The sequence below is a fragment of the Pseudomonas sp. C2B4 genome (assembly GCF_013359695.1).
Lineage (GTDB): Bacteria > Pseudomonadota > Gammaproteobacteria > Pseudomonadales > Pseudomonadaceae > Aquipseudomonas.
The window spans coordinates 175,947-197,926 of the sequence record NZ_JABFMU010000005.1 but is presented as its reverse complement, the minus strand read 5'-3'; the positions used below and the strand labels follow the sequence as shown (position 1 = coordinate 197,926).

The window sequence follows — 21,980 nt, the reverse complement described above, 5'->3', positions numbered from 1 at the left end:
ACTGTCTTTTGCGGGTGAAGCTTCATTTTGGTGCGACGTCTGGTCGCAGAAGAGCCGACGAACGGGTGAAGGTTACCATTTGCACGTGACAGAAAAACCAAACTGCCATCACCTTTTTCAATGTTGTCTGTTCTCGTACCTCTGAAGGATTTTCCATGCCCATCGTTGTCGAGTCACTGAACGAAGCCACTCATCAAGATCAGCAGGATCTGCAGAAAATCTATCGTGACGCTCCGCAATGGCTGTTTGCGCCATTTGCCGGGGATGCGCTACTGGTTGAAACCTGTCTGCGGGAGGGTTCTTTGATCGCTGCACGCTTCAATGACCGATTGCTGGGTGCAGCACGCCTGCAACGGCACCCGGATGTCTGGCACCTGTCTCATTTATGCGTACGAAAAGTCACCCGACGTCGTGGCGTCGCGGAACGCCTGGTGCGAGAAGCACAGGCCAAGGCTGCGCAATCCGGCGCCACCCTGCGCCTGCTGGCGCCCGCCGGGCACCTGGAGGCCCAGGCATTGGCGGCCAAGTTGAACGTGTCACTGGATACGCTGCCTGAGTGATCGCTGACCGATCGTCCGTTTTGGAGCGCTATACTCCACGGCTAAATTTCGAATTCGACTAACTACAAGGACTCGCCCATGAAAGCGTTCGGCAAAATCCTGGGTCTGGTACTTCTCGGGTTGTTGCTGATCATTGTGGCGCTGGGCTTCGCCCTGACCCACCTCTTCGATCCCAACGATTACAAAGACGAGATCCGCCAGATTGCCCGAGACAAGGCCCACATCGAGCTGACGCTCAATGGCGATATCGGCTGGAGCCTGTTCCCGTGGCTGGGCCTGGAGCTGCACGACGCCGCCGTGGCGACCCTGGCCAAGCCAGCCGAACCGTTCGCCGATTTGCAGATGCTCGGCCTGTCGGTCCGCGTGCTGCCGCTGCTGCGTCGTGAAGTGCAGATGAGCGACGTGCGCGTCGAAGGCCTGAACCTGCGCCTGAACCGCGACAAGGACGGCCATGGCAACTGGGAAGACATCGGCAAGGTTCCGGCCACTGCGAGCACCACTGGCACGCCTCCTGCCTCCGCCAGCGAGCCTGAGACGCAAAGCACTGCTCAAGCAGAAAAACCGGCCCAGCCCATTCGCCTGGACATTGACAGCCTGACCGTCAACAACGCCCGGGTCGAATACAGCGATGAGAAAACCGGCAGGCAGTTCAGCGCGGAAAGCATTCAACTAAGCACTGGCCCGGTGCATGACTCCACCAATATTCCGATCAAACTCACCGCGTTTTTGGGCACCAACCAACCGGTTTTGCGGGTCCGTACAGAGCTGAATGGCGAACTGCGTTTCGAACGCGCATTGCAGCGCTACAAGCTCGAGGACATGAAACTCTCCGGTGAGGTCGCCGGCGATCCGCTGCAAGGCAAGACCATGACCTTCGCCGCACAGGGCCAGTTGCTGCTGGACAAGGCCGCCAATGTCGCTGAATGGACCGGCATCAAAATCTCCGCCAACCAACTGCGCGCGCTGGGCGAACTGAAGGTCAACGACCTCGACAAGACACCGCAAGTCAGTGGCGGCCTGTCGATTGCCCAGTTCGACCTGGCGAAATTCGTCGACAGCATCGGCCAGAAATTCCCGGTGATGGCAGAAGGGAGCCTGAGCAAGGTCGAGTTGGTCAGCCGCCTGGCCGGCACGCCTTCCAGCCTCACGCTGGATGACATCAACCTGAAAGTCGACGACAGCACCTTCACTGGCCGCATCGCCGTCGAGGACTTTGCCAAACAATCCCTGCGCGCCACTCTCAAGGCCGACACCTTCAACGTCGATCGTTACCTGCCGCCGAAATCGGCAGAGGCCAACAGTGCGAAACAGGTGCGCCAGGCTGAAGTCGCCAGCACTGAAGCCGATGCCATGGCGGGCGCCGGCAGTACACCACTCCCGCCAGCGCCCACCAAGGAGGCGTGGAGCAATGAACGCCTGCTGCCGGTGGAGCGCCTGAACAAGCTGGATGTGGACGCCGACCTGACCTTTGGCCAGTTGACCCTGGAAAAGCTGCCAATCCACAACGCCGCGCTCAAGGCCAGCGGCCAGGGCGGCTTGCTGACGTTGACGAATCTGCGCGGCGATCTGTACGAAGGCAACTTCGAAGCCAAGGGCACCCTCGATGTGCGCCAGCAGGCACCGGTACTGAATATGCAGACGCAAATCAGCCGGGTACCGGTGGAAAAAATCCTCGAAAGCCAGGGCAAGACCCCACCGGTCCAAGGCCTGGTCACACTCAACAGCACCTTGACCGGTAGCGGCAATAGCCAGAAGGCGCTAATCGAAACCCTCAACGGCAATGCCAGTTTCGTCATCAACAATGGCGTCCTGCTCAACGCCAACCTCGAACAACAGCTGTGCAAAGGTATCGCCACGCTTAACCGCAAATCCCTCAGCGGCGAGCCGCGGGGCAAGGACACCCCTTTCCAGGAACTCAAGGGCAACCTGAATTTCCGTAACGGTGTCGCCAGCAATCCGGACCTGAAAGTGCGCATCCCGGGCATGACCGTCAACGGCGACGGTGATGTCGACCTGCGGGTACTGGGCATGGACTACCGCGTGGGCATTATCGTCGAAGGCGACAAGAGCGACATGCCGGACCCGGCTTGCCAGGTGGGCGAGAAATTCGTCGGCATCGAGTGGCCGCTGCGTTGCCGTGGTCCTCTGGAATTGGGCGCCAAGGCCTGCCGAATCGACAATGAGCGCATGGGTCAGGTCGCGAGCAAACTGGCTGGCGAGCGGATCAGCGAGAAAATCGACGAAAAGCTTGGCGACAAGGTCAGTCCGGAACTCAAAGACGCACTCAAGGGGCTGTTCAAGCGATGAGAGCCGAGCAGTTTTCAACGGCGGTGCTGGATTGGTACGACCGCCACGGCCGCCACGATTTGCCCTGGCAGCAGGACATCAACCCCTATCGGGTGTGGGTCTCGGAAATCATGTTGCAGCAGACCCAGGTCAGCACGGTGCTGAATTACTTCGACCGCTTCATGGCTTCACTGCCGACGGTCCAGGCCCTGGCCGCTGCGCCGGAGGATGAAGTACTGCATCTATGGACGGGTCTGGGTTACTACACCCGTGCACGCAATCTGCAGAAAACCGCAAAAATTGTTGTCGAGCAATATGACGGCGAGTTTCCCCGGGACGTGGAGAAGCTCACGGACCTGCCGGGCATTGGCCTGTCCACCGCCGGCGCCATTGCCAGTATCAGCATGGGCCTGCGCGCACCGATCCTCGATGGCAACGTCAAACGGGTGCTGGCGCGCTTTACCGCGCAAGAGGGCTACCCCGGCGAGCCGAAGGTCGCCAAACAGCTGTGGGCGAACGCTGAGCGCTTTACGCCGCATGATCGGGTCAACGCCTACACCCAGGCGATGATGGACCTGGGCGCCACGCTCTGTACCCGTAGCAAACCGAGTTGCCTGCTCTGCCCCCTGGAAAAGGGCTGCGAAGCACACATGCTCGGCCTGGAAACCCGCTACCCGATCCCCAAGCCGCGCAAAGCCATTCCGCAGAAGCGCACGCTGATGCCGATGCTCGCCAACGGTGAAGGCGAGATCCTGCTTTACCGTCGCCCTTCCACGGGTTTGTGGGGCGGTCTCTGGAGCCTGCCGGAGCTCGATGACCTCGACGACCTGCAACATCTGGCTTCGCAGCACTCGCTGGAGTTGGGCTCGCAGCAGGCGCTGCCGAGCCTGGTACACACCTTCAGCCATTTTCAACTGTCCATCGAACCCTGGCTGGTTCAGGTCCAGGAGGCAGGCCATCACGTGGCCGAGGCCGACTGGCTCTGGTATAACCTCGCCACCCCGCCGCGCCTGGGCCTCGCCGCCCCGGTCAAGACCTTGCTCGAGCGCGCGGCCGTCGTTTTGAACGCAGGAGAGTCGTCATGACCCGCACCATCATGTGCCGCAAGTACAAAGAAGAATTGCCTGCCCTGGAGCGCGCGCCCTTCCCGGGTGCCAAAGGCCAGGACATTTTTGATCACGTCTCGGCCAAGGCCTGGGCCGACTGGCAAAAGCACCAGACCCTGCTGATCAACGAAAAACGCTTGAACATGATGAACGCCGAAGACCGCAAATATCTTCAGGGCGAGATGGACAAGTTCTTCTCCGGCGAGGAATACGCCAAGGCTGAAGGCTACGTGCCGCCCGCCGAGTAACCCCGTGAAATCGGGGGTCGGAACGTAAGCGACGGTAATAATTAAATTTTTTTTGAAAACTTGCTTGACGACCCCCTGAAAAACCCGTTTAATGCGCCCCGTTGCCCAGATAGCTCAGTCGGTAGAGCAGGGGATTGAAAATCCCCGTGTCGGCGGTTCGATTCCGTCTCTGGGCACCAAATACCGAAAACCCTGAATCGAAAGATTCAGGGTTTTTTTATGCCTGCCATTTGATAATCGCCGAATCCGGCCCTGTCCGCTGTGCAGAAAAACCCCGCCCATCCTTGAACAGTGATCGCGGGTTTTTATCGTTTCAGGTGTCAGGCATCAAGACACCGGCAAGCCATACACCCGCTCAACGAAACAGCCCGGTACCCGCCGCCTACCTCCCTGAAACGATGCGTAGGGCATGGCTATTCAGCGTCATTCCAGTGGAAGACAAGATTGCGCGCGGCACCGGCACCCACATCCGCCGTATCGCGCCGTTCGACACCATTGCGCGTCGCGACGACGGTGTATTTACCAGGGGGCAACTGGGCGTAAACCAGTGGTCCGGCCTCACTCAACGCCAACACCGTCTGCCCGGGCGCTTTCTGAATCACCAGATTCACATCGGGAATGTATTCATTCTGCGGCCCGACAGAGAAGGTCATGTGCAAGTTGTAACCCGTGGTTTGCTGGATCGCTCTCGACTCATCCTCGCCAATACCGCCGGACAAATAGGCAATCCCGTTCTGCTCCTGCCTCTGAACCTGCACACCAGAGCTGTTGATCGGCTCGAGCGTGGTGGCTTGCAACAGGGCGGGAAACATCAATACGCCAACAGTGGCGAGGGGCAACATCAGTGAATGGAAACGCTTCATGATGACGACTCCCGGGTTCCACAGAACCCAATCGTTACTTAATTGGGATTTCCGGGGGAGTGGTCGTGTTTTAGATCGATTTTGAATTGGGTTTACTACGAAACGTACTACGTGATTTGCTCCTGTAAGCCTCACACACCATGGGGCCACTCCTTCCAATACGTCAGGCGTTTCCTGCCGGTTTCTCGGCCTAGCCCTGCATCCTCGGCCAACACTCTTTTGCCATCCTCTTCTGCCTGTTCAATCACTCGCGGAAGCCCCATGAACGCTTTACCCCCCGAAAACAAAGAAGATCCAAATCTCACCTCGTTGCTGGGCAACCTTGGCAACTTGATCCGTCAAGCTCGACTGACAGTTCAGCGAGCTGTGGATACTGCCCAAGTGCAAACCTACTGGCAGATCGGGCGACACATCGTGGAGTTTGAACAAGAGGGTTCCCGGCGCGCGGCTTACGGCAAGCAGTTGCTGGCGACGCTAGCGAAGGTGCTGACAGTGGAGTTTGGGAAGGGCTTTGACGAGACCAACCTGCGAAAAATGCGACTGTTCTATCAGGCGTTTCCAATTCGAGACGCACTGCGTCTCGAATTGAGCTGGACGCACTACCGCAGGCTTCTCCGAGTGGACAGTGAAAAGGCACGCATGTGGTACATGAACGAAGCCGCTACTCAAAACTGGTCAAGCCGCAGTCTGGAACGTCAGATCAGCACTCTCTATTACGAGCGCCTACTGATGAGTCGCGACAAGTCTGCCGTCATGAAAGAAGCCGCCATCAACATTCATGAAATGAACAACGGCCCCCGGGACTTCATCCGTGATCCCGTGATGCTGGAATTTCTTGGCCTGCCCAATACTGGAATCGTCCTGGAAACCAAACTCGAACAAGCCCTCATCGACAAACTCCAGGGCTTTCTACTTGAGCTGGGCAAGGGGTTCGCGTTCATTGCCCGCCAACAACGGATCAGTACCGAAGGCAGAGACTTCTACATCGATCTGGTGTTCTACAACTACCTTCTCAACTGTTTTGTTATCTTCGATCTCAAGCGTGGTGAATTGACACATCAGGATGTGGGACAGATGGATATGTACGTGCGCATGTACGACGACCTCAAACGCAGAGAGACGGACGGGCCCACTGTCGGCATCATTCTCTGCGCACAAAAAAATGAGTCCGTGGTGCGCTACTCCGTATTGCAAGGCCATGAACAACTCTTCGCCAGCAAGTACAAGTTGGTACTACCGAGTGAAGACGAACTGCGGGCGGAACTGGATCGGGAACAGGCGGTGATTGAGGAGCGGCTGCTCAACCAGATGCCTGAGTAGTACAGACAGATTGTTCATCCGCAGCACGAGGACTATCGTTGGCAGCTACCCGCAAAGGTTCAGCGCCCATGAATTTGCAGGACATGCCACCTCTGGCCCCCACTCAAATCGAGTTGCCACTGGCAACAGACGCCGCTGCCGAGCCCTTCAGGCAACCCGCCGCCGATGGCTTCATGCTCGGCGGCTTCACCTGGCGGCATGCCGATCCGGCCCCCGCTCGCCCGGTGGTGATCATCAACGCCGCGACCTCGGTCCGTTGCCGACACTACTCGCGTTTCGCCGATTACCTGTTTGCGAATGGCTTCGATGTGATCACCTACGACTACCGCGGCATCGGCGAATCACGCCCGGCATCGCTCAATGGGCTTCAGGCCTCATGGACCGACTGGGGTGCACTGGACTTCGAGGCGATGCTGCAGCGCGCGCAGCGTGAGTTTCCCGGCCAGCCTGTCGATGTGGTGGGCCATAGCTTTGGCGGCTGTGCAGCGGGGCTGGGAGCCTCGGGGAGTGTGATTCGGCGACTGCTCACCGTCGGCGCGCAGTTCGCTTACTGGCGTGATTATGAACCGGCCCATCGCTGGCGAATGTTCGGCAAATGGCATGTGGTCATGCCGATCGTGACGCTGCTTTGCGGCTACTTTCCCGGCAAGCGACTCGGATGGCTGGAGGATACGCCCGCCGGCGTGGTTCGCGACTGGAGCACACCCACGGCGCACTACGAAAAGCGCCCCAGTGGTCGCGCCATACAGGCCACCACCGGTCACCTGCCCTTTGCCGCCGTCAGCGCAAAGATCCTGGCAATCAGTATCAGCGATGATCCCTACGGCACCATCCCGGCCATCGAACGCCTGCTCGGCTACTTCACCAGCAGCACCCATACCCACCTGCGGATTGCTCCCGAAGACATCGGCGAAGCAGAAGTCGGACATTTCGCCTTTTTTCGCAGCGCATACCAAGCCACACTATGGCCCATTGCATTGTCCTGGCTGCAAAACGGAGAACTGGCCCCCGACACTCCCGGGCGGACCGTGCCACCCAATTGAGCCACTGCCCTTTCAACGACTTACGGAACGACGCCCATGGCCTCCGCCAACAAGCAGCAAAAACGCGCCTCCCGCGCCAAGGCCAAAGCCAAGCAAAACCGCACCCAACGTGCCGCCGCGCCGGTCGAGCTAGATCCGAACGATGACCGCATCGATTTCGAGTCGGTCGACCTGACCGACCTGTTCAAGAAAATGATCGACGCGCAAAAGATCAGTCAGCAAGCCATGTGCACGGCCTTCCTCGAAGACCCGCTGCTGGAGCTGGTGTATGAACAGGAAGGCGAAGAAGGCGCGATGGACTTTATCCTCGCCGCGCTGATCGAGTACCGCCAATGGTCCGCCGAAACCGACGAAGCCGGGGCGCTGGCGTGGATCGAATCCGCAGCCTTCCAGGCTGACTACGTGGCAGCGTCCGACGCGATCGCCGCCCAAACCCAACAGAAACCGAACTGAGTTCCCATGGCCTCTCTGAACAAGCAACAGAAACGCGCCAAACGCGCTAAAGCCAAAGCCAGGCAAATCAATATTCACGGCAGAAAACCCGCCGCGCTGGATGATGACCTGGGCGAAATCGGCGAACCGATCCCGGAATACACCCTGGCGATGTTCAGCAAAATGCGCGATGCGGAAGCTGTCAGCCGCAGTGAAATGCTCTCCGTGCTGCTGACGAACCTCGCCTTTATCATCATTGACCATCCAGAACTGCTGGACATGGAAAACGCCGATGACGAAGGCATGGCCGCCACCCACCTGGCCGCCGACATGCTGATCGATTACCGCATGTGGGCCGACGGCATGGACCGCGACGCCGCCCAGGCATGGCTGACCGACCCGCAGTTCATTGCTGACTTCGGCGACGCGCTGGACGTCTACCGCCAGGCGGTGGATGCGCCAGAAGAAAAAGCCGAATAAGGGTTTCGACCCAAATGAAAAACGGCCGCTTGTCATCACTGACAGCGGCCGTTTTTTGTTGCCGACAAGGGGGGACATGCCTCAGGCAGCAACACCTTCCAGGCGCGGGATTTCCATGCCGACTTTTGCACTGGCATAGCTCAGATCGCCGCTGGCGATGGATTGAGCCTTGAAGCCCGCACCGATCAGGTCACGCACGTACAGTTTGTTGTAGATGAACATGAACACGATGTTACTTAACCCGAAGGTGAAGCAAGCCAGCAGAAACATGATCGCAGCCCACTTGATATCCCCACGGAACAGCGGCGGAAAGAAACCAAAGAAAAACACAGTCCATGAAAAACCGATTGGCGCTTCTTTCATGGCACCGGTGTTAGGGTTTTTGAAAATAACCGACGTAAACGCCATGCCTGTCTCTCCTTGATGCCCCGATGGGTTGGCTGAATGGGGCGGGCTACCCCATGCAGCAATGGCACTGTTCAGCCGTATGAACGGCAGACACAGGCAAATGCATCCAGGACAAAAGCCGGATAACGGAGCAGGCAGGAAAGGAATTGAGGGACGGTAGCCGCAAAGGCCGGGGTGAACAATCCATGTCCTGACATCTCCATCGTATCCGGATAAACCGTGATACACATTCAGCGCAAAGGCTACTATTTTGCCACCACCCTGTCCATGGGACAGCCTTTCAATAAATCGCCGCAATGAATGCAAAAACGACCGCGATCATTACTGATGGCGGTCGTTCGATGTTTCAACAGCGCTTGGTTTGAGCCAGAGGACTCAGCGTGCGACTGCTGCGATTACCTTCTCGTTGCGACGACGGCGAGCGACCAGCAAACCGGCGGCAACCACCAGAATGCTGAGCAGACCGGTCGCCAGGATTTCCACGCGATGGGCGTCCTGGAACAGCATGATGGTCAGGGCACCCACGATGAATGCGATCACCGCGTAGGTCAGGCCCGGGAACAGCCACATGCTGAACACGATTTTCTCGCCACGCGCCATACGCTGCTTGCGCATGCGCAGTTGCGAGATCGCAATCACCAGGTACACCAGCAATGCGATGGCACCGGAGCTGGCCAGCAGGAACTCGAACACAGCAGCCGGAGCCACGTAGTTGGCGAAGGTTGCCAGGAACGCTGCGCCAGTGGACAGCATGACCGCCCAGTATGGCGTGCCGCTTTTGTTGGTGCGGGTGGACATGGCCGGTGCATCACCGCGCTTGCCCAGGGAGAACAACATGCGCGACGAAGTGTAGAGCGCGGAGTTCAGGCAGCTGGTGACAGCAACCAGTACCACGATATCGACGATCATCTTGGCATTCGGGATACCCATGCGCTCAAGCACGGTCTGGTAGGAACCGAGGCTGGCCAGTACCGGATCGTTCCATGGCACCAGTGCCACAACGATGAAAATCGATACGAGATAGAACAGGCCGATCCGCCAGATCACCGAGTTGGTGGCCTTGGAGATTTGCTTGCCAGGGTTCTTCGATTCCGCGGCCGCAATGGTCACGATCTCGGTACCCATGAAGGAGAACATGGTGGTCAGGATTGCACCAAGCACCGCGCCCATGCCGTTTGGCAGGAAGCCCTGGGTGTCGAACAGGTGCGAAACGCCGCTGACCTGGCTGTTCGGCAGGAAGCCGAAGATCGCCGCGACGCCCAGAATGATGAAACCGATGATCGCCACCACCTTGAGCAGGGCGAACCAGAATTCGAACTCACCGTAGTTTTTGACACTGAACAGGTTGGTCACTGTCAGCAGCATCGTGATGACCAGGGCGAAGGCCCAGATGTCCACGCCCGGGAACCAGGCATGCAGGATGGTCGCGGCGGCGTTGGCCTCCAGCGGGATGACGAGAACCCAGAACCACCAGTACAGCCAGCCGATGGTGAAACCGGCCCAGTGACCGATCGCGCGATCGGCATAAGTAGAGAAGGAGCCGGTGTCTGGCGAGGCAACCGCCATTTCACCCAGCATACGCATCACCAACACCACCAGCATACCGGCGGCGGCATAGGCCAACAGCACGGCTGGGCCTGCTGCAGCGATCGCGTGGCCCGAGCCAACGAACAAGCCGGCGCCGATAACCCCGGCGATCGACAGCATGGTCACATGACGCGGTTTAAGCCCCTGTTCGAGGCCGTTAGAGCTTTGGGTACTGCTCATTGAAACTACCTTTGTAAGGAAAAGCGAATGCATGCATCCCGTTTGAATTTCCCTTCTGTAAAAAGAAACCAACGGGGCGTTCCGGAATCTGCACGCAATAATTGCGCCAAAATGTTTCAAAACCCTCTAATCCGCCGATCTCGGCCTGACCGGACAGTCATCGCAAGTCATTGATAGTAATGGCACTTTGCCAAAGCGTTACCCTGCGACCCACTTATTGAACGAACCAGCGCACCGGAAACACACCCAAAAAATGCTCAGCGCACATTAAAAGTGCGTTTGGCCGGTTTGCGCTTCCAACACCCCGTCAAAGCTGGCAACATCGCGCCCTTTTTTACGCGACAGCCACCGCGCTTTTACCTGCGAGCAGGGTTCAAACGGCTGTTCGGTTGTTGATGGGGCGACAGTCTGCTGTGCCGATGCGACAACCTGCCACATGCCAGCCGTTTACTGCCCGTAGCGCTGTTGGCTGCCTTTGAAACGCTATGCTAGCTTGGCCGCCTCGCCAGGAAGGTCGCCAACAGCAGGAGCGCAACATATATGAGGAACGCACATGGCTGAGGCCACGCCCGCGCTTGAAATCCGCAACTTGCACAAACGCTACGGTTCGCTGGAGGTGCTCAAAGGCGTCTCGCTGACCGCCCGCGACGGCGATGTGATCTCGATCCTGGGTTCCTCCGGTTCCGGCAAGTCCACGTTCCTGCGTTGCATCAACCTGTTGGAAAACCCGCACCAGGGCCAGATTCTGGTGGCCGGTGAAGAACTTAAACTCAAGACCGCGAAGAACGGCGAACTGGTCGCTGCCGATGGCAAGCAGATCAATCGCCTGCGCAGCGAAATCGGGTTTGTGTTTCAAAACTTTAATCTTTGGCCGCACATGAGCGTGCTCGACAACATCATCGAGGCTCCGCGCCGTGTGCTCGGCCAGAGCAAGGCCGAAGCCATTGAAGTGGCCGAAGCCCTGCTGGCCAAGGTCGGCATTGCCGACAAGCGCCACGCCTACCCCGCGCAACTGTCCGGCGGTCAGCAACAACGCGCGGCCATTGCCCGCACCCTGGCCATGCAGCCCAAGGTCATCCTGTTCGACGAGCCCACCTCCGCGCTTGACCCGGAAATGGTCCAGGAAGTACTTAATGTCATCCGCGCACTGGCCGAAGAAGGCCGCACCATGCTGCTCGTGACCCACGAAATGGGCTTCGCCCGTCAGGTCTCCAGCGAAGTGGTGTTCCTCCACCAGGGCCTGGTAGAAGAGCAAGGATCGCCACAGCAGGTGTTTGAAAACCCGCTTTCGGCGCGCTGCAAACAATTCATGTCCAGCAACCGCTAACGGAGCTACCCGCATGCAGAACTACAAAAAGGTCTTCCTGGCTGCCGCCGTCACCCTGGCGTTCAGCGCCGGTGCCATGGCTGAAACCCTGAAGATGGGCATCGAAGCGGCCTACCCGCCGTTCAATAACAAAGATGCCAGCGGCAACGTCGTGGGCTTCGACAAGGAAATCGGCGACGCCCTGTGCGCCAGGATGAAGGTCGAGTGCACCGTGGTGACCTCCGACTGGGACGGCATCATCCCGGCCTTGAACGCCAAGAAATTCGACTTCCTGATCTCTTCGATGTCGATCACCGACGAGCGTAAGCAAGCGGTAGACTTCACCGACCCGTACTACTCCAACAAACTGCAATTCATCGCGCCGAAAAACGTCGACTTCAAAACCGACAAGGCCTCGCTGAAGGGCAAGGTGATCGGCGCCCAGCGTGCCACCCTGGCCGGCACCTTCCTGGAAGACAACTTCGGTGACGACGTCACCATCAAGCTGTATGACACCCAGGAAAACGCCTATCTCGACCTGACTTCCGGTCGTCTGGATGGCATTCTGGCCGACAAGTACGTCAACTACGAGTGGCTGAAAAGCGACTCCGGCCGGTCCTATGAATTCAAGGGTGATCCGGTGGAAGAAAGCGACAAGATCGGTATCGCTGTCCGTAAAAACGACCCGATCCGCGAGAAGCTGAACACCGCCCTGAAAGAAATCGTCGCTGACGGCACTTACAAGAAGATCAACGACAAGTACTTCCCGTTCAGCATCTATTGATACTGACCTGCCGGACCAGCGCCGCCTTCTGACGGCGCCGGTCCCCGGCCTTGCCTGCCGCGATTTGAAAAGAAATCCATGATTATCGACCTCTACGGATTCGGCCCGGCGCTCGCCGCTGGCGCGCTGATGACTGTGAAACTGGCACTCTCGGCCCTGTGCCTGGGGCTGGTGCTCGGTCTGCTTGGCGCCTTGGCCAAGACTTCCCCGTACAAGCCCCTGCAATGGCTTGGCGGTACTTATTCGACCCTGGTTCGCGGCATCCCGGAATTGCTCTGGGTGCTGCTGATCTACTTCGGCACGGTCAACATGATGCGTGCCTTGGGCGAGTTCTTCGACAACCCCGACCTGGAACTCAACGCCTTCGCTGCCGGCGTGATTGCACTGGGCTTGTGCTTCGGCGCCTACGCCACGGAAGTGTTTCGTGGTGCGATCCTCGCCATTCCCAAGGGTCACCGTGAGGCCGGTGTGGCGCTGGGCCTGTCGAAATGGCGCATCTTCACCAAGTTGATCATGCCGCAGATGTGGCGCATCGCCCTGCCCGGCCTGGGCAACCTGTTCATGATCCTGATGAAAGACACCGCGTTGGTGTCGGTGATCGGCCTGGAAGAAATCATGCGCCACGCGCAAATCGGCGTGACCGTGTCCAAGCAACCGTTCACCTTCTATATGGTCGCCGCGTTCATGTACCTGGGCCTGACGGTTCTGGCCATGACCGGCATGCACTTCCTGGAAAAACGCGCCGCTCGCGGCTTCGCGAGGAGCACCCAATGAACTGGGAAGTCATCATCAAGTGGCTGCCGAAACTGGCTCAGGGCGCGACCCTGACCCTGGAACTGGTGGCCATCGCCGTGATTGCCGGACTGCTGCTGGCGATTCCACTGGGCATCGCGCGCTCGTCGCGCCTGTGGTGGGTGCGGGCATTTCCCTACGGCTACATCTTCTTTTTCCGTGGCACGCCGCTTCTGGTTCAGCTATTTCTGGTCTATTACGGGCTGGCGCAGTTCGACGTGATCCGTAACAGCTCGATGTGGCCCTACCTGCGCGATCCGTTCTGGTGCGCCACGGCCACCATGACCCTGCACACCGCGGCCTATATCGCCGAAATCCTGCGTGGCGCCATTCAGGCGATTCCACCGGGCGAGATCGAGGCGGCCCGTGCGTTGGGCATGTCCAAACCCAAGGCACTGTTCTACATCATGCTGCCCCGAGCAGCACGAATCGGCCTGCCGGCCTACAGCAACGAAGTGATCCTGATGCTCAAGGCCAGCGCCCTGGCCAGTACCGTGACCCTGCTGGAATTGACCGGCATGGCTCGCACCATCATTGCCCGGACTTACTTGCCAGTGGAAATCTTCTTCGCGGCTGGGATGTTCTATTTGCTGATGGCTTTTGTGCTGGTGCGCGGCTTCAAGCTGCTGGAGCGCTGGCTGCGCGTCGATGCCTGCCAGGGCCGTTGATCCTCAGGTGCTGACGGGCGAGAACCTGCTCGCCCGCTTCACCGCGCTGGATGCTTTCCTGACCAGGCATCAGGCGTTGTGGAAGCCACGACCCTTCACTCATCTGCAGCTCCCCTGGGAAGCCTCCTACCCCGAGCTGGCCACTTGGCTACGCGGGCGGTCGCTGGAGGATGCGGAAAGTGCTCACAATCAACCTGCCCTGTTGGATGCGCCCGAGCCTTTTGCAACCTTGGCAGCGATGTCCCTTGCACTGAGTACCGTGGATGAATTGCCCTCCCATGCGCTGGAAGCGGCGGGTCATCGATTGAATGTCGACGTACCTGGACGCAAGTGGCGGCAAATCGAAGCCTTTGCCAGTCGATTGAATTTCGCCGATACGCCCAAGCATTGGCTGGACTGGTGTTCGGGCAAAGGGCACTTGGGGCGACGCTTGCTGCAAACCGGCCAACAGCTGACCTGCCTGGAATACGATCCGGCGCTGGTCGCCAGCGGTCAGGCTTTAAGTCAGCGTCATCAACTGCCTGCTCTGCACGTCGAGCAGGATGTGCTTGCGGCGAACGCAGCTTCTTTATTGAAGGCTGACCACACCCCTGTCGCACTGCACGCCTGCGGCGATCTCCACGTGCGGTTGATCCAGCTCGCCAGTGCGGCAGGCTGTAAGCAACTCGCCATTGCCCCTTGCTGCTACAACCGGATAAGTATTTCCCGGTACTCACCGATTTCCTCGGCCGCCATGGCCTCCGGCCTACAGCTATCGCTCGATGATCTGGCGTTACCTATGAGCGAAACCGTCACCGCGGGTGCTCGCGTCCGGCGCCAACGCGACACCTCCATGGCCCGACGCCTGGCGTTCGACCTGTTGCAACGGCAGCTGCGTGGCGTTGACGAATACTTGCCAACACCGTCCCTGCCCAGCACCTGGCTGGACAAACCCTTCGCCGACTATTGCCATCACCTGGCCGAGCTAAAAGAGTTATCCACAATCGGCCAGCAGGATTGGCCAGCACTGGAAGCCGCCGGTTGGCAGCGCTTGGCGCACGTGCGCAATTTGGAGCTGCTGCGCGGACTTTTCCGACGCCCGTTGGAGCTTTGGCTGGTGCTCGATCGAGCACTTTTCCTGCTTGAGCAAGGCTATAGGATTCGCCTCGGCACCTTCTGTGAAACGCCGCTTACACCGCGCAATTTCCTGCTGTTGGCGGAACGTTCCTAAACCCACACAGCCTGTGGATAACTCTGTTGATGAAAATTCGTGGATCCAAGATTTACAGCTGTTTCAGGGGTGAAACGATGCTGTTCAGTTTTCGTACACCAGAATAAAAAACCCGAAAAACAGTGATTTGCGCTCAGTTGAGAACGGATCCACACATTCGTCATGTTGCTCGTGCATTACAAATCCCGTTGTGCATAAGCATTTGCTCAAAAGCGTTCAACTGTTGAATCAGGGACAGCAAATGAACAGCGGGATTTAACGCGCCAAGGCAGACGCGAGAGCAGGTAGGCATCGTAATAGCAACCAGCTACCATCGACGATCTCACACCACCGCACGATCAACAGGGCCGCGTTTTGAATCTGGACACCTTGATAGAACATTGGCAGTCGGAAGTTTCGAACAAGAAAAAACGCGGAAGCCGCACAGGGTTTATCAGCAACATCCTCAAGCGGACTCGAAAAAACAACACCCTGCGCTACTTGTTCATGTTTCGCCTGGCCCAGTATTTCTATTCCGGAAACCGTTTGGCGCGCTGGTACGCGAAGCGTCTGGAGAGAAAGCTCAACCTCAAGTACGGCGTCGACATCAGTATCCACGCCCAAATCGGTCCAGGCTTTCGCATCGGCCACCTGCCGGGCGTCGTGATCACCGGCGAAGTCAAAATCGGCCGCAATTTTTTCATCCGTCAGAACACCACAATTGGCATCAAAACCCTGGGGCTGGACAGCTACGACCTCGTCATTGGCGACAATGTCAGCGTCGGCGCCAACAGTTGCATCATCGCGGACACCCTGAAGATCGGGGACAACGTCACCATCGGCGCCATGTCGTTCGTCAACAAGGACATCCCCTCGGGTACCACGTTTTACAACGCTCGATGACGCGCAACGGGCACCAGATATCCTTGTCAGAACCCTGCGCAAAAATAGTCAGAATTCAGGGGTTTACAGAACCTGCCCAATCGCTATAATCGTCGCCCTGACACGCCGGTATAGCTCAGATGGTAGAGCAACTGACTTGTAATCAGTAGGTCCCGGGTTCGATTCCTGGTGCCGGCACCATACAAAACAAGGCCTCGCAGCAATGCGGGGCTTTTGTTTGTCTGCTCAACGTAACAGCAGACGTAACAAGCATCCGAATGCTGTTTAAACAAACAGTATTGACTTTTCGGATAGCGACTCAACTTATAACGTGCTAACGTCACATCGCGGCTCAACAGTTCAACGTTGACAGCTGAAGGGGGATCAAGACCGCCCCCCTTCGTCACAGAGGGTTGAAGGAATCAAACCTCGAGGAGGCACTTATGCACCCATCATTACAAATTGCTAATGAAATCATTCAGCGTGGCGCAGCCAAGAATCCTCCACGCTATTACACCCCTATGCAGCTGCTTAAGCTGGTTTACCTCTGCCATGGCTGGATGCTTGGGCTGTATTCGCGCCCACTGATTCAGGAACCAGTCCAAGCGTGGAAGTACGGCCCGGTAATTCCGGAGCTTTATCAGAGCCTGAAGGTGTATCGCGACGCACCGGTTCCTTGCATTCTCCCAGTTCACCAACCTGTAGAACCGCTCGACGTGTATGAGTCAACAATGGTTGACCAGGTAATGCAGATGTACGGTGAGCGGTCAGGGATTGCCCTCTCCCAGATCACGCATGCGCCAAATACGCCATGGTCGAGGACGTTTAGAGGGGACACACTTGGGTCTGTCATCCCGAACGAATTGATCATGGATCATTATCAGCAGCTCTACAGGGAACGTACAGCGCATGCAGCAGCCACAAGCTGAAGTCCCTAACGCTGGGGCTCCAATTATTGATATACCGAGCCCCATCGGTCCTATAAAGCCATTACCCGCCGACCACGGCCTTGCTAACGAGGAACGAAAGGCGATCGCAGCCGGCGACCTTGATAAGGAAGCCGCTGTCACCAAGCACAGCCGGGATGAAAAATTCCGTGATCATCTGTCAAACGCCAGAATTGGTATTTTCTGGCTGTTGGTGATCGCATTTATGGGAATGCTCGGCGTCCTTATTTTTCATTGGATCACCCCATGGTGCTTCTTGAGTCCGTCTCAGCTAGACACCATCAAAACCATCATAGGTACCGCTCTGGCTTCAAAAATCTTTGCAGAGCAGTCAAAGCATTTGTAGCGATATCCGTAGGGTCATCGGTTCGATTCCAGTACACCACGACGAGGGCTTGCAGCGATGCAGGCCCTTGTTTTTTATCCCACGTAACAAGCGCTCCCTTCGCCGCCAGAAGGCACACAACGGGCATGCCCAAAGCTCAGTAACGGCGGGGTGAGAAGTAGCAGTGTCGCGGTGTGATAGGCCGATTTTTCAGAGCCGTTGCAGTGTGTACGCGTATGACGAAACGCCCCTTATGCGAAGCGCAGAAAAATTTAGGTTGACCCCTCAAAAGCTTGTCAGATTTGTCAGATTTATATTCCTCTACTCTGTAACCCTTATATTTAAAGGCTTTGAGAGTTTTGGGTAGTGTCGGAAAAGGTGGCAGTGACTTGGAAAACCTGACAAAAAACCAGTGTCAGATTCTTGATTTATAAGTCATTGATTAACAGTGGTTTTTTATTAGAGATGGCAGTATTGCCATCAACATCCACCCTCAATGTCAGACCCACAAACCCAGTAAATACGGGGCTTTCAAGGGTTTCTCTGACAAACTTCCATGGTCTGACAAGGATTTGAGGGTCAACCTAAAAAACTTTATTGGGGCACCTCGAAGCTATCCTTCAAAATAACCCCGGCGCGCACTGATCGAGGAGAATAAGCATGCGTAAGACAGCGTCCCGAGCAGCAGTCCCCATCATTGAAATCATCAAGAACGGCGCGACCTGGGAGGTTCACTGGGATTACCAGGAAGCACCTGAAAGTTCGATCCTGTTTAAACGAAAGGACTACTTGGGTGGCTACATAGATGGGTCCATGGACATGATCGGCATCCCTCCCGCCAACGTCCGTTGCGCCAGCAGTGTCACTGGAGCCGTGAAAAAGCTGACCGAAGACCAGGCGTTGAAACTGCGAGATGCTTTAGAGCGCCTACTGATCCCCGTCGTGACAAACGAATTCACGCGCCTGCAGAAAATGAGTGAACTGCCCCACCTTCGATTGACAGATACCGAGCAAGAAACTTTCTGAAACGCCGGCGAGCGACTACAACCCATAGCGCTCGCGAGCTCCAGCTAATTATCGCCTTTGGATCCTCGATGATCATTTCGCTTAAAAGTGACCGTGCTTGAAACTGAAAATCCTCCAAAACCGGTGTTTTTCATTTTTCCAGTCAATGAAACCGGGGACTCCAGCCTCACCCCGTTTGTGACCGTCCCCTGTCCTGCTTTGCAACCGCGCTGCATTTCTCTTCAAAACTTTTCATTTTGTGAAATGACCGATGCCCCGCGAAGCCCCATGGCCCGCTTGGGCTACAGCTTCGCTTGCACCACATCCGAATTTGCACAAAAAAAGGACGCAAAGCCCGTCGGCGGGAGGGGGATAAGTGCTTTTTCCTGTAGTTTTTTTAGGCACGCCTTTTTTATCAATCCGCGTAGTGCCGAGGCGTCGCGGTGTTCTATAGTCCCCCACGGACTCGAACAAAGGACTTAGCAATGCCGTTTGAATACACACGTGAAGCGTTTCTTGAAGAAGCTGATATCTCACAGCAGGACTGGGAAAAGTCCTCCCTGGACTGGGATCAATTAGTTTTAATTGCAAATCATCATGACTCGGCGCGTCATGCATTAGCACTAAACGGCGGGCACATTGCCAACCGAATACAAGCATTTCGCGGTGTGCATTCAGTTAGATGGCGAGTAAAAGATACGTTTGGACTAATAAAAAAAATCATAAGAAAAAACCTTGAAGAACATCCAAAAGAAAAATGGCAGACGATCAACCGTGAAAACTATAGATCTGTAGTTTCGGACTTGATTGGTGTTCGTGCCCTGCATTTGCTGCGAGAGGAATGCTTCGAAATTGATGCACAGCTTCGTGAAACTTATGATGTTTACGACGTCACTGTATTCAAAAGGGAAGGCGACCACCCATTAAGTGAAATAGTCAAACGCGGCGCTACTGAAAAACCTCATGACGCAGGCTATAGATCTATACATTACGGATTCACATATGCTGCAGAAAAAGAACATGTAATAGTAGAGATCCAAGTTAGAACGATCTTCCAAGAAGGCTGGAGTGAGATTGATCACAAAGTTAGATATCCAGATTTTTCCAATAACGATCTATTAAAGTACTTTATTGGCGTATTTAATGGTTTTGCGGGAACGGCTGATGACATGGGTTCATTTGTAATAAAACTCCACAACCTCATCAACGCAACAAGCGCAGCCGAACTGGAGAACGAAGTTATTTTAGCTTCGAAAAATTCCGACATCGAAAAACTGCAACAACAAATCGATCAATTGCGATCTGACGGTTCGACGTCAGAAGAGACAATCAGGTCTCTTCAAAGCAGTGTAAACAATATTAAAGAAAAGAACTCCATAAACCCGACCTACACGACATTGGCACGCGCCATGACGGATATGCATGTGCCGAATCTCTTACCCAATAATTCTGACCAATTGAAAATGCTATCAAAGTTTTCGATGGATCCGAAAATGAAAAAAATCATAGACGATTTCGTACGCCCAAATGCAGCCATTGCGGAACTGGTAGAAAGGATGAATCGGCCTAATCCATCCCTCACAGCAGCCATTGAAGAAATCAGCCGGCATAATGCAGCCCTTACAACTGCAATGGCGAAAATCAATCAGCCGAATGCGGCTTTAGCCTCTGCACTTGAGAATATCACCCGTCAAGACTCAGCCATCGCAAAAGCACTTGAAAATTTTCCACGCACTAATACAGACGATATTAAAACTGACGACGAACCAGAAAAATAGATAGCATTATTTAGGGAAAAGGACTTACCTATGAAATATGAAAAAACCCTAATAAAATTATGCGGGTATCCGATATTAACTGAAAAACTGATAGTCGAAACTTTCAGGAAGCACGAAAACATAGAGGTATATGTTTCCTCTAAAGATCTAGAAAAGCCGGGCTTTGAAATTGCTACAGATGAAGGTCTGTGCTTTGTCACTGAACGACCGATTGATTACTACAACAAGAAATGGGGCCGAATCACAGGCACGCAGGAAAGAGCATTATCTCTATCGCTACCAATCCCACTGCATCTAGTAGGTGAGGGCGAGTTAGTTAACGCAGTTTTCACCATGAACAATTCCGCTAACCCAAAGGATGCGGCAGACTACTGGCTCAATGAAATATTCAGCCCTGAGGTTGCAGCCACTTACTTCAATAAATATTTTTCAATTAGCAACTCCCTCAGAGAATACAAAATTATTATTTTTGAGGCGATCGAAGCGTATTACCTTGGCATGGATCACATCGCCATTATGTCTTTAATCCCGGTATTTGAAGCGGGATTAAGAAATATACAAAACTCAAAGCTAACTACAAATCCGGGTAACGTCAGCTCGGATGTATTCGAGCGTCACCTCAAAGACATCATAATACAATGGGGCCGGAGAAGATTAGGCGCATACGTCTGGCACCCTGGAAAAGATTACAACTCATCTGTAGAAATTGATTTTCTTACCCATATATGCCCACAATCAGACGTAATCAATGCGTTTCGACTTTACTTTAAAAATGTGCTTTACAAATCAAGCCAAGGAAATGACGAAGGATTTAACCGCCACTTAATCATCCATTTACTAAAGAATGATTTTAACAATCCAGCAAATTTCCCTAGAATATTTATTTGCTTGACACACATTACTTTTATGGAGAGCTTAGAAAACCAAAATGTTCCCTTCTTTTGGCCGGGCATGGATGCTAGAGATCATCAAGTCAAAGACTATTTAATAGAAATATCAAAAAAATTAGGCGACCCGCGACGCCCAATATTGAGATCGCTAGGAATTGATGGATACAATGCCCCACAGACAAATCAAAAAATGGGCTAAACCATGCAACTTATAGACGTCTTGAATGTCGTAGCAGATGCATTTGATGGAATATTCTCAAAAGAAGTTTTTATCGCGCTTGCAGCCGCATACATTGGAGCGAGAGCAACAAGCAGGGCCACAACGAAAGCTCATGAGTATGCATTGCAAAAATCAAAGAACGACGAAATTGAAACGACCAGGAACACACTTCGACTAATAAAAGCAGAACTCACAACCGCTTGGGATATCTACATGTTTGAATATGGAGAAGAACTATTGTCGATTCCCGAAAACACCCCCTACATTGACACACTGCCAATCGGGGAAAACCCCTTTCCAATCTATGACTCAGCCCCATCTTGCTTGGCAAATGTCGACCCTCTGATTTCCGCAAAAATTGTTCGCATATACATGAGAACAAAGGGGTTAATTTCCATGATCAATCTTAACAATGCGGACTGCCAAGCTGTGTATAGCGCTGGAAGGTATGCAACCCAAAATTTAATTAACAAAGCAATTTCAGAAGGACAAGCAATCAACGAGGATGGCGCCCGAAGGCTCAATGAATACCATGACTACTACGTTCAGCAAGAAGCAAAAAAGCTAGGGATGGGCGATACAGCCAATGGCATGAAGTCGTTGACAATGGAGTTGAAAGACCTATTAAGTGCAATAAAGATCGACATCGATAAAGTCATTGCCTCGCCCTATTAGCCAACA

The 21,980-nt window shown here is 55.1% G+C and carries 23 protein-coding genes and 2 tRNA genes; 22 read left to right on the top strand and 3 right to left on the bottom strand.

Annotation, left to right across the window (positions count from 1 at the left end):
- Positions 1-155 precede the first annotated feature (155 nt).
- From panM to HNQ83_RS06470, 5 genes are all read left to right on the top strand, one after another.
- Complete coding sequence (gene panM, locus HNQ83_RS06490) at positions 156-560, top strand: aspartate 1-decarboxylase autocleavage activator PanM (RefSeq protein WP_175388187.1); 405 nt, start codon at positions 156-158, stop codon at positions 558-560.
- A gap of 78 nt (positions 561-638) precedes the next feature.
- Complete coding sequence (locus HNQ83_RS06485) at positions 639-2,867, top strand: AsmA family protein (RefSeq protein ID WP_175388186.1); 2,229 nt, start codon at positions 639-641, stop codon at positions 2,865-2,867.
- Positions 2,864-3,931 (top strand): A/G-specific adenine glycosylase, encoded by a 1,068-nt coding sequence (gene mutY / locus HNQ83_RS06480; protein WP_175388185.1) that lies wholly within the window; start codon positions 2,864-2,866, stop codon positions 3,929-3,931. The genes HNQ83_RS06485 and mutY overlap by 4 nt, the downstream gene beginning before the upstream one ends.
- Positions 3,928-4,200 carry an oxidative damage protection protein gene (locus tag HNQ83_RS06475; protein WP_007897448.1) on the top strand — a complete coding sequence of 91 codons (273 nt, stop codon included), beginning with the start codon at positions 3,928-3,930 and terminating at the stop codon, positions 4,198-4,200. The genes mutY and HNQ83_RS06475 overlap by 4 nt, the downstream gene beginning before the upstream one ends.
- 103 nt (positions 4,201-4,303) lie before the next feature.
- Positions 4,304-4,379 (top strand) — tRNA-Phe (locus tag HNQ83_RS06470).
- A 234-nt stretch (positions 4,380-4,613) separates the two neighbouring features.
- Here HNQ83_RS06470 and HNQ83_RS06465 read toward each other — a convergent pair.
- Positions 4,614-5,063: a carboxypeptidase regulatory-like domain-containing protein gene (locus HNQ83_RS06465; RefSeq protein ID WP_175388184.1), complete on the bottom strand. Its 450-nt coding sequence runs from the start codon at positions 5,061-5,063 to the stop codon at positions 4,614-4,616.
- A 261-nt stretch (positions 5,064-5,324) separates the two neighbouring features.
- On the opposite strand from HNQ83_RS06465, the gene HNQ83_RS06460 reads away from it, so the two are divergent.
- The 4 genes from HNQ83_RS06460 (at position 5,325) to HNQ83_RS06445 (ending at position 8,338) form a co-directional block, all read left to right on the top strand.
- On the top strand, positions 5,325-6,383 hold the full coding sequence (locus HNQ83_RS06460; protein ID WP_175388183.1) for a YhcG family protein: 1,059 nt from the start codon (positions 5,325-5,327) through the stop codon (positions 6,381-6,383).
- Positions 6,384-6,451: 68 nt separating this feature from the next.
- Positions 6,452-7,426 carry an alpha/beta fold hydrolase gene (locus HNQ83_RS06455; RefSeq protein WP_175388182.1) on the top strand — a complete coding sequence of 325 codons (975 nt, stop codon included), beginning with the start codon at positions 6,452-6,454 and terminating at the stop codon, positions 7,424-7,426.
- 36 nt (positions 7,427-7,462) lie between these two features.
- The gene (locus HNQ83_RS06450; protein ID WP_175388181.1) at positions 7,463-7,879 is read left to right on the top strand and encodes a hypothetical protein; all 417 of its coding nucleotides are present in this window, start codon (positions 7,463-7,465) and stop codon (positions 7,877-7,879) included.
- A 6-nt stretch (positions 7,880-7,885) separates the two neighbouring features.
- Positions 7,886-8,338, top strand: a complete 453-nt coding sequence (locus HNQ83_RS06445; RefSeq protein WP_175388180.1) for a hypothetical protein — start codon at positions 7,886-7,888, stop codon at positions 8,336-8,338.
- 81 nt (positions 8,339-8,419) lie between these two features.
- Here the strand turns inward: HNQ83_RS06445 and HNQ83_RS31435 are convergent, their stop codons facing one another.
- Positions 8,420-8,746: a hypothetical protein gene (locus HNQ83_RS31435; protein WP_175388217.1), complete on the bottom strand. Its 327-nt coding sequence runs from the start codon at positions 8,744-8,746 to the stop codon at positions 8,420-8,422.
- 375 nt (positions 8,747-9,121) lie between these two features.
- Positions 9,122-10,513 carry a GABA permease gene (gabP, locus tag HNQ83_RS06435; RefSeq protein WP_175388179.1) on the bottom strand — a complete coding sequence of 464 codons (1,392 nt, stop codon included), beginning with the start codon at positions 10,511-10,513 and terminating at the stop codon, positions 9,122-9,124.
- A 553-nt stretch (positions 10,514-11,066) separates the two neighbouring features.
- On the opposite strand from gabP, the gene HNQ83_RS06430 reads away from it, so the two are divergent.
- The 13 genes from HNQ83_RS06430 to HNQ83_RS06370 all read left to right on the top strand — a co-directional run bounded on the left by HNQ83_RS06430 (position 11,067) and on the right by HNQ83_RS06370 (position 21,974).
- Positions 11,067-11,840, top strand: a complete 774-nt coding sequence (locus HNQ83_RS06430) for an ABC transporter ATP-binding protein (RefSeq protein ID WP_175388178.1) — start codon at positions 11,067-11,069, stop codon at positions 11,838-11,840.
- 13 nt (positions 11,841-11,853) lie between these two features.
- Positions 11,854-12,603, top strand: a complete 750-nt coding sequence (locus HNQ83_RS06425; protein ID WP_175388177.1) for an ABC transporter substrate-binding protein — start codon at positions 11,854-11,856, stop codon at positions 12,601-12,603.
- A 78-nt stretch (positions 12,604-12,681) separates the two neighbouring features.
- Positions 12,682-13,377 carry an ABC transporter permease gene (locus tag HNQ83_RS06420; protein ID WP_175388176.1) on the top strand — a complete coding sequence of 232 codons (696 nt, stop codon included), beginning with the start codon at positions 12,682-12,684 and terminating at the stop codon, positions 13,375-13,377.
- Positions 13,374-14,063, top strand: a complete 690-nt coding sequence (locus HNQ83_RS06415) for an ABC transporter permease (protein WP_175388175.1) — start codon at positions 13,374-13,376, stop codon at positions 14,061-14,063. The genes HNQ83_RS06420 and HNQ83_RS06415 overlap by 4 nt, the downstream gene beginning before the upstream one ends.
- Complete coding sequence (locus HNQ83_RS06410; protein WP_175388174.1) at positions 14,044-15,273, top strand: methyltransferase; 1,230 nt, start codon at positions 14,044-14,046, stop codon at positions 15,271-15,273. The genes HNQ83_RS06415 and HNQ83_RS06410 overlap by 20 nt, the downstream gene beginning before the upstream one ends.
- A 354-nt stretch (positions 15,274-15,627) precedes the next feature.
- Complete coding sequence (locus HNQ83_RS06405) at positions 15,628-16,155, top strand: serine acetyltransferase (protein WP_175388173.1); 528 nt, start codon at positions 15,628-15,630, stop codon at positions 16,153-16,155.
- A gap of 104 nt (positions 16,156-16,259) precedes the next feature.
- A tRNA-Thr gene (locus tag HNQ83_RS06400) sits at positions 16,260-16,335 on the top strand.
- A 242-nt stretch (positions 16,336-16,577) separates the two neighbouring features.
- Positions 16,578-17,063 (top strand): Panacea domain-containing protein, encoded by a 486-nt coding sequence (locus HNQ83_RS06395; protein ID WP_175388172.1) that lies wholly within the window; start codon positions 16,578-16,580, stop codon positions 17,061-17,063.
- The gene (locus HNQ83_RS06390; RefSeq protein WP_175388171.1) at positions 17,044-17,427 is read left to right on the top strand and encodes a hypothetical protein; all 384 of its coding nucleotides are present in this window, start codon (positions 17,044-17,046) and stop codon (positions 17,425-17,427) included. Before HNQ83_RS06395 ends, HNQ83_RS06390 begins: the two co-directional genes overlap by 20 nt.
- 639 nt (positions 17,428-18,066) lie before the next feature.
- A complete protein-coding gene (locus HNQ83_RS06385; RefSeq protein ID WP_175388170.1) occupies positions 18,067-18,432 on the top strand; it encodes a hypothetical protein in 366 nt (121 codons plus the stop codon).
- A 464-nt stretch (positions 18,433-18,896) separates the two neighbouring features.
- Complete coding sequence (locus tag HNQ83_RS06380; RefSeq protein WP_175388169.1) at positions 18,897-20,189, top strand: RelA/SpoT domain-containing protein; 1,293 nt, start codon at positions 18,897-18,899, stop codon at positions 20,187-20,189.
- 30 nt (positions 20,190-20,219) lie between these two features.
- Positions 20,220-21,278 (top strand): hypothetical protein, encoded by a 1,059-nt coding sequence (locus HNQ83_RS06375; protein ID WP_175388168.1) that lies wholly within the window; start codon positions 20,220-20,222, stop codon positions 21,276-21,278.
- Between the two features lie 3 nt (positions 21,279-21,281).
- Positions 21,282-21,974, top strand: a complete 693-nt coding sequence (locus tag HNQ83_RS06370) for a hypothetical protein (RefSeq protein ID WP_175388167.1) — start codon at positions 21,282-21,284, stop codon at positions 21,972-21,974.
- Positions 21,975-21,980: the final 6 nt, after the last annotated feature.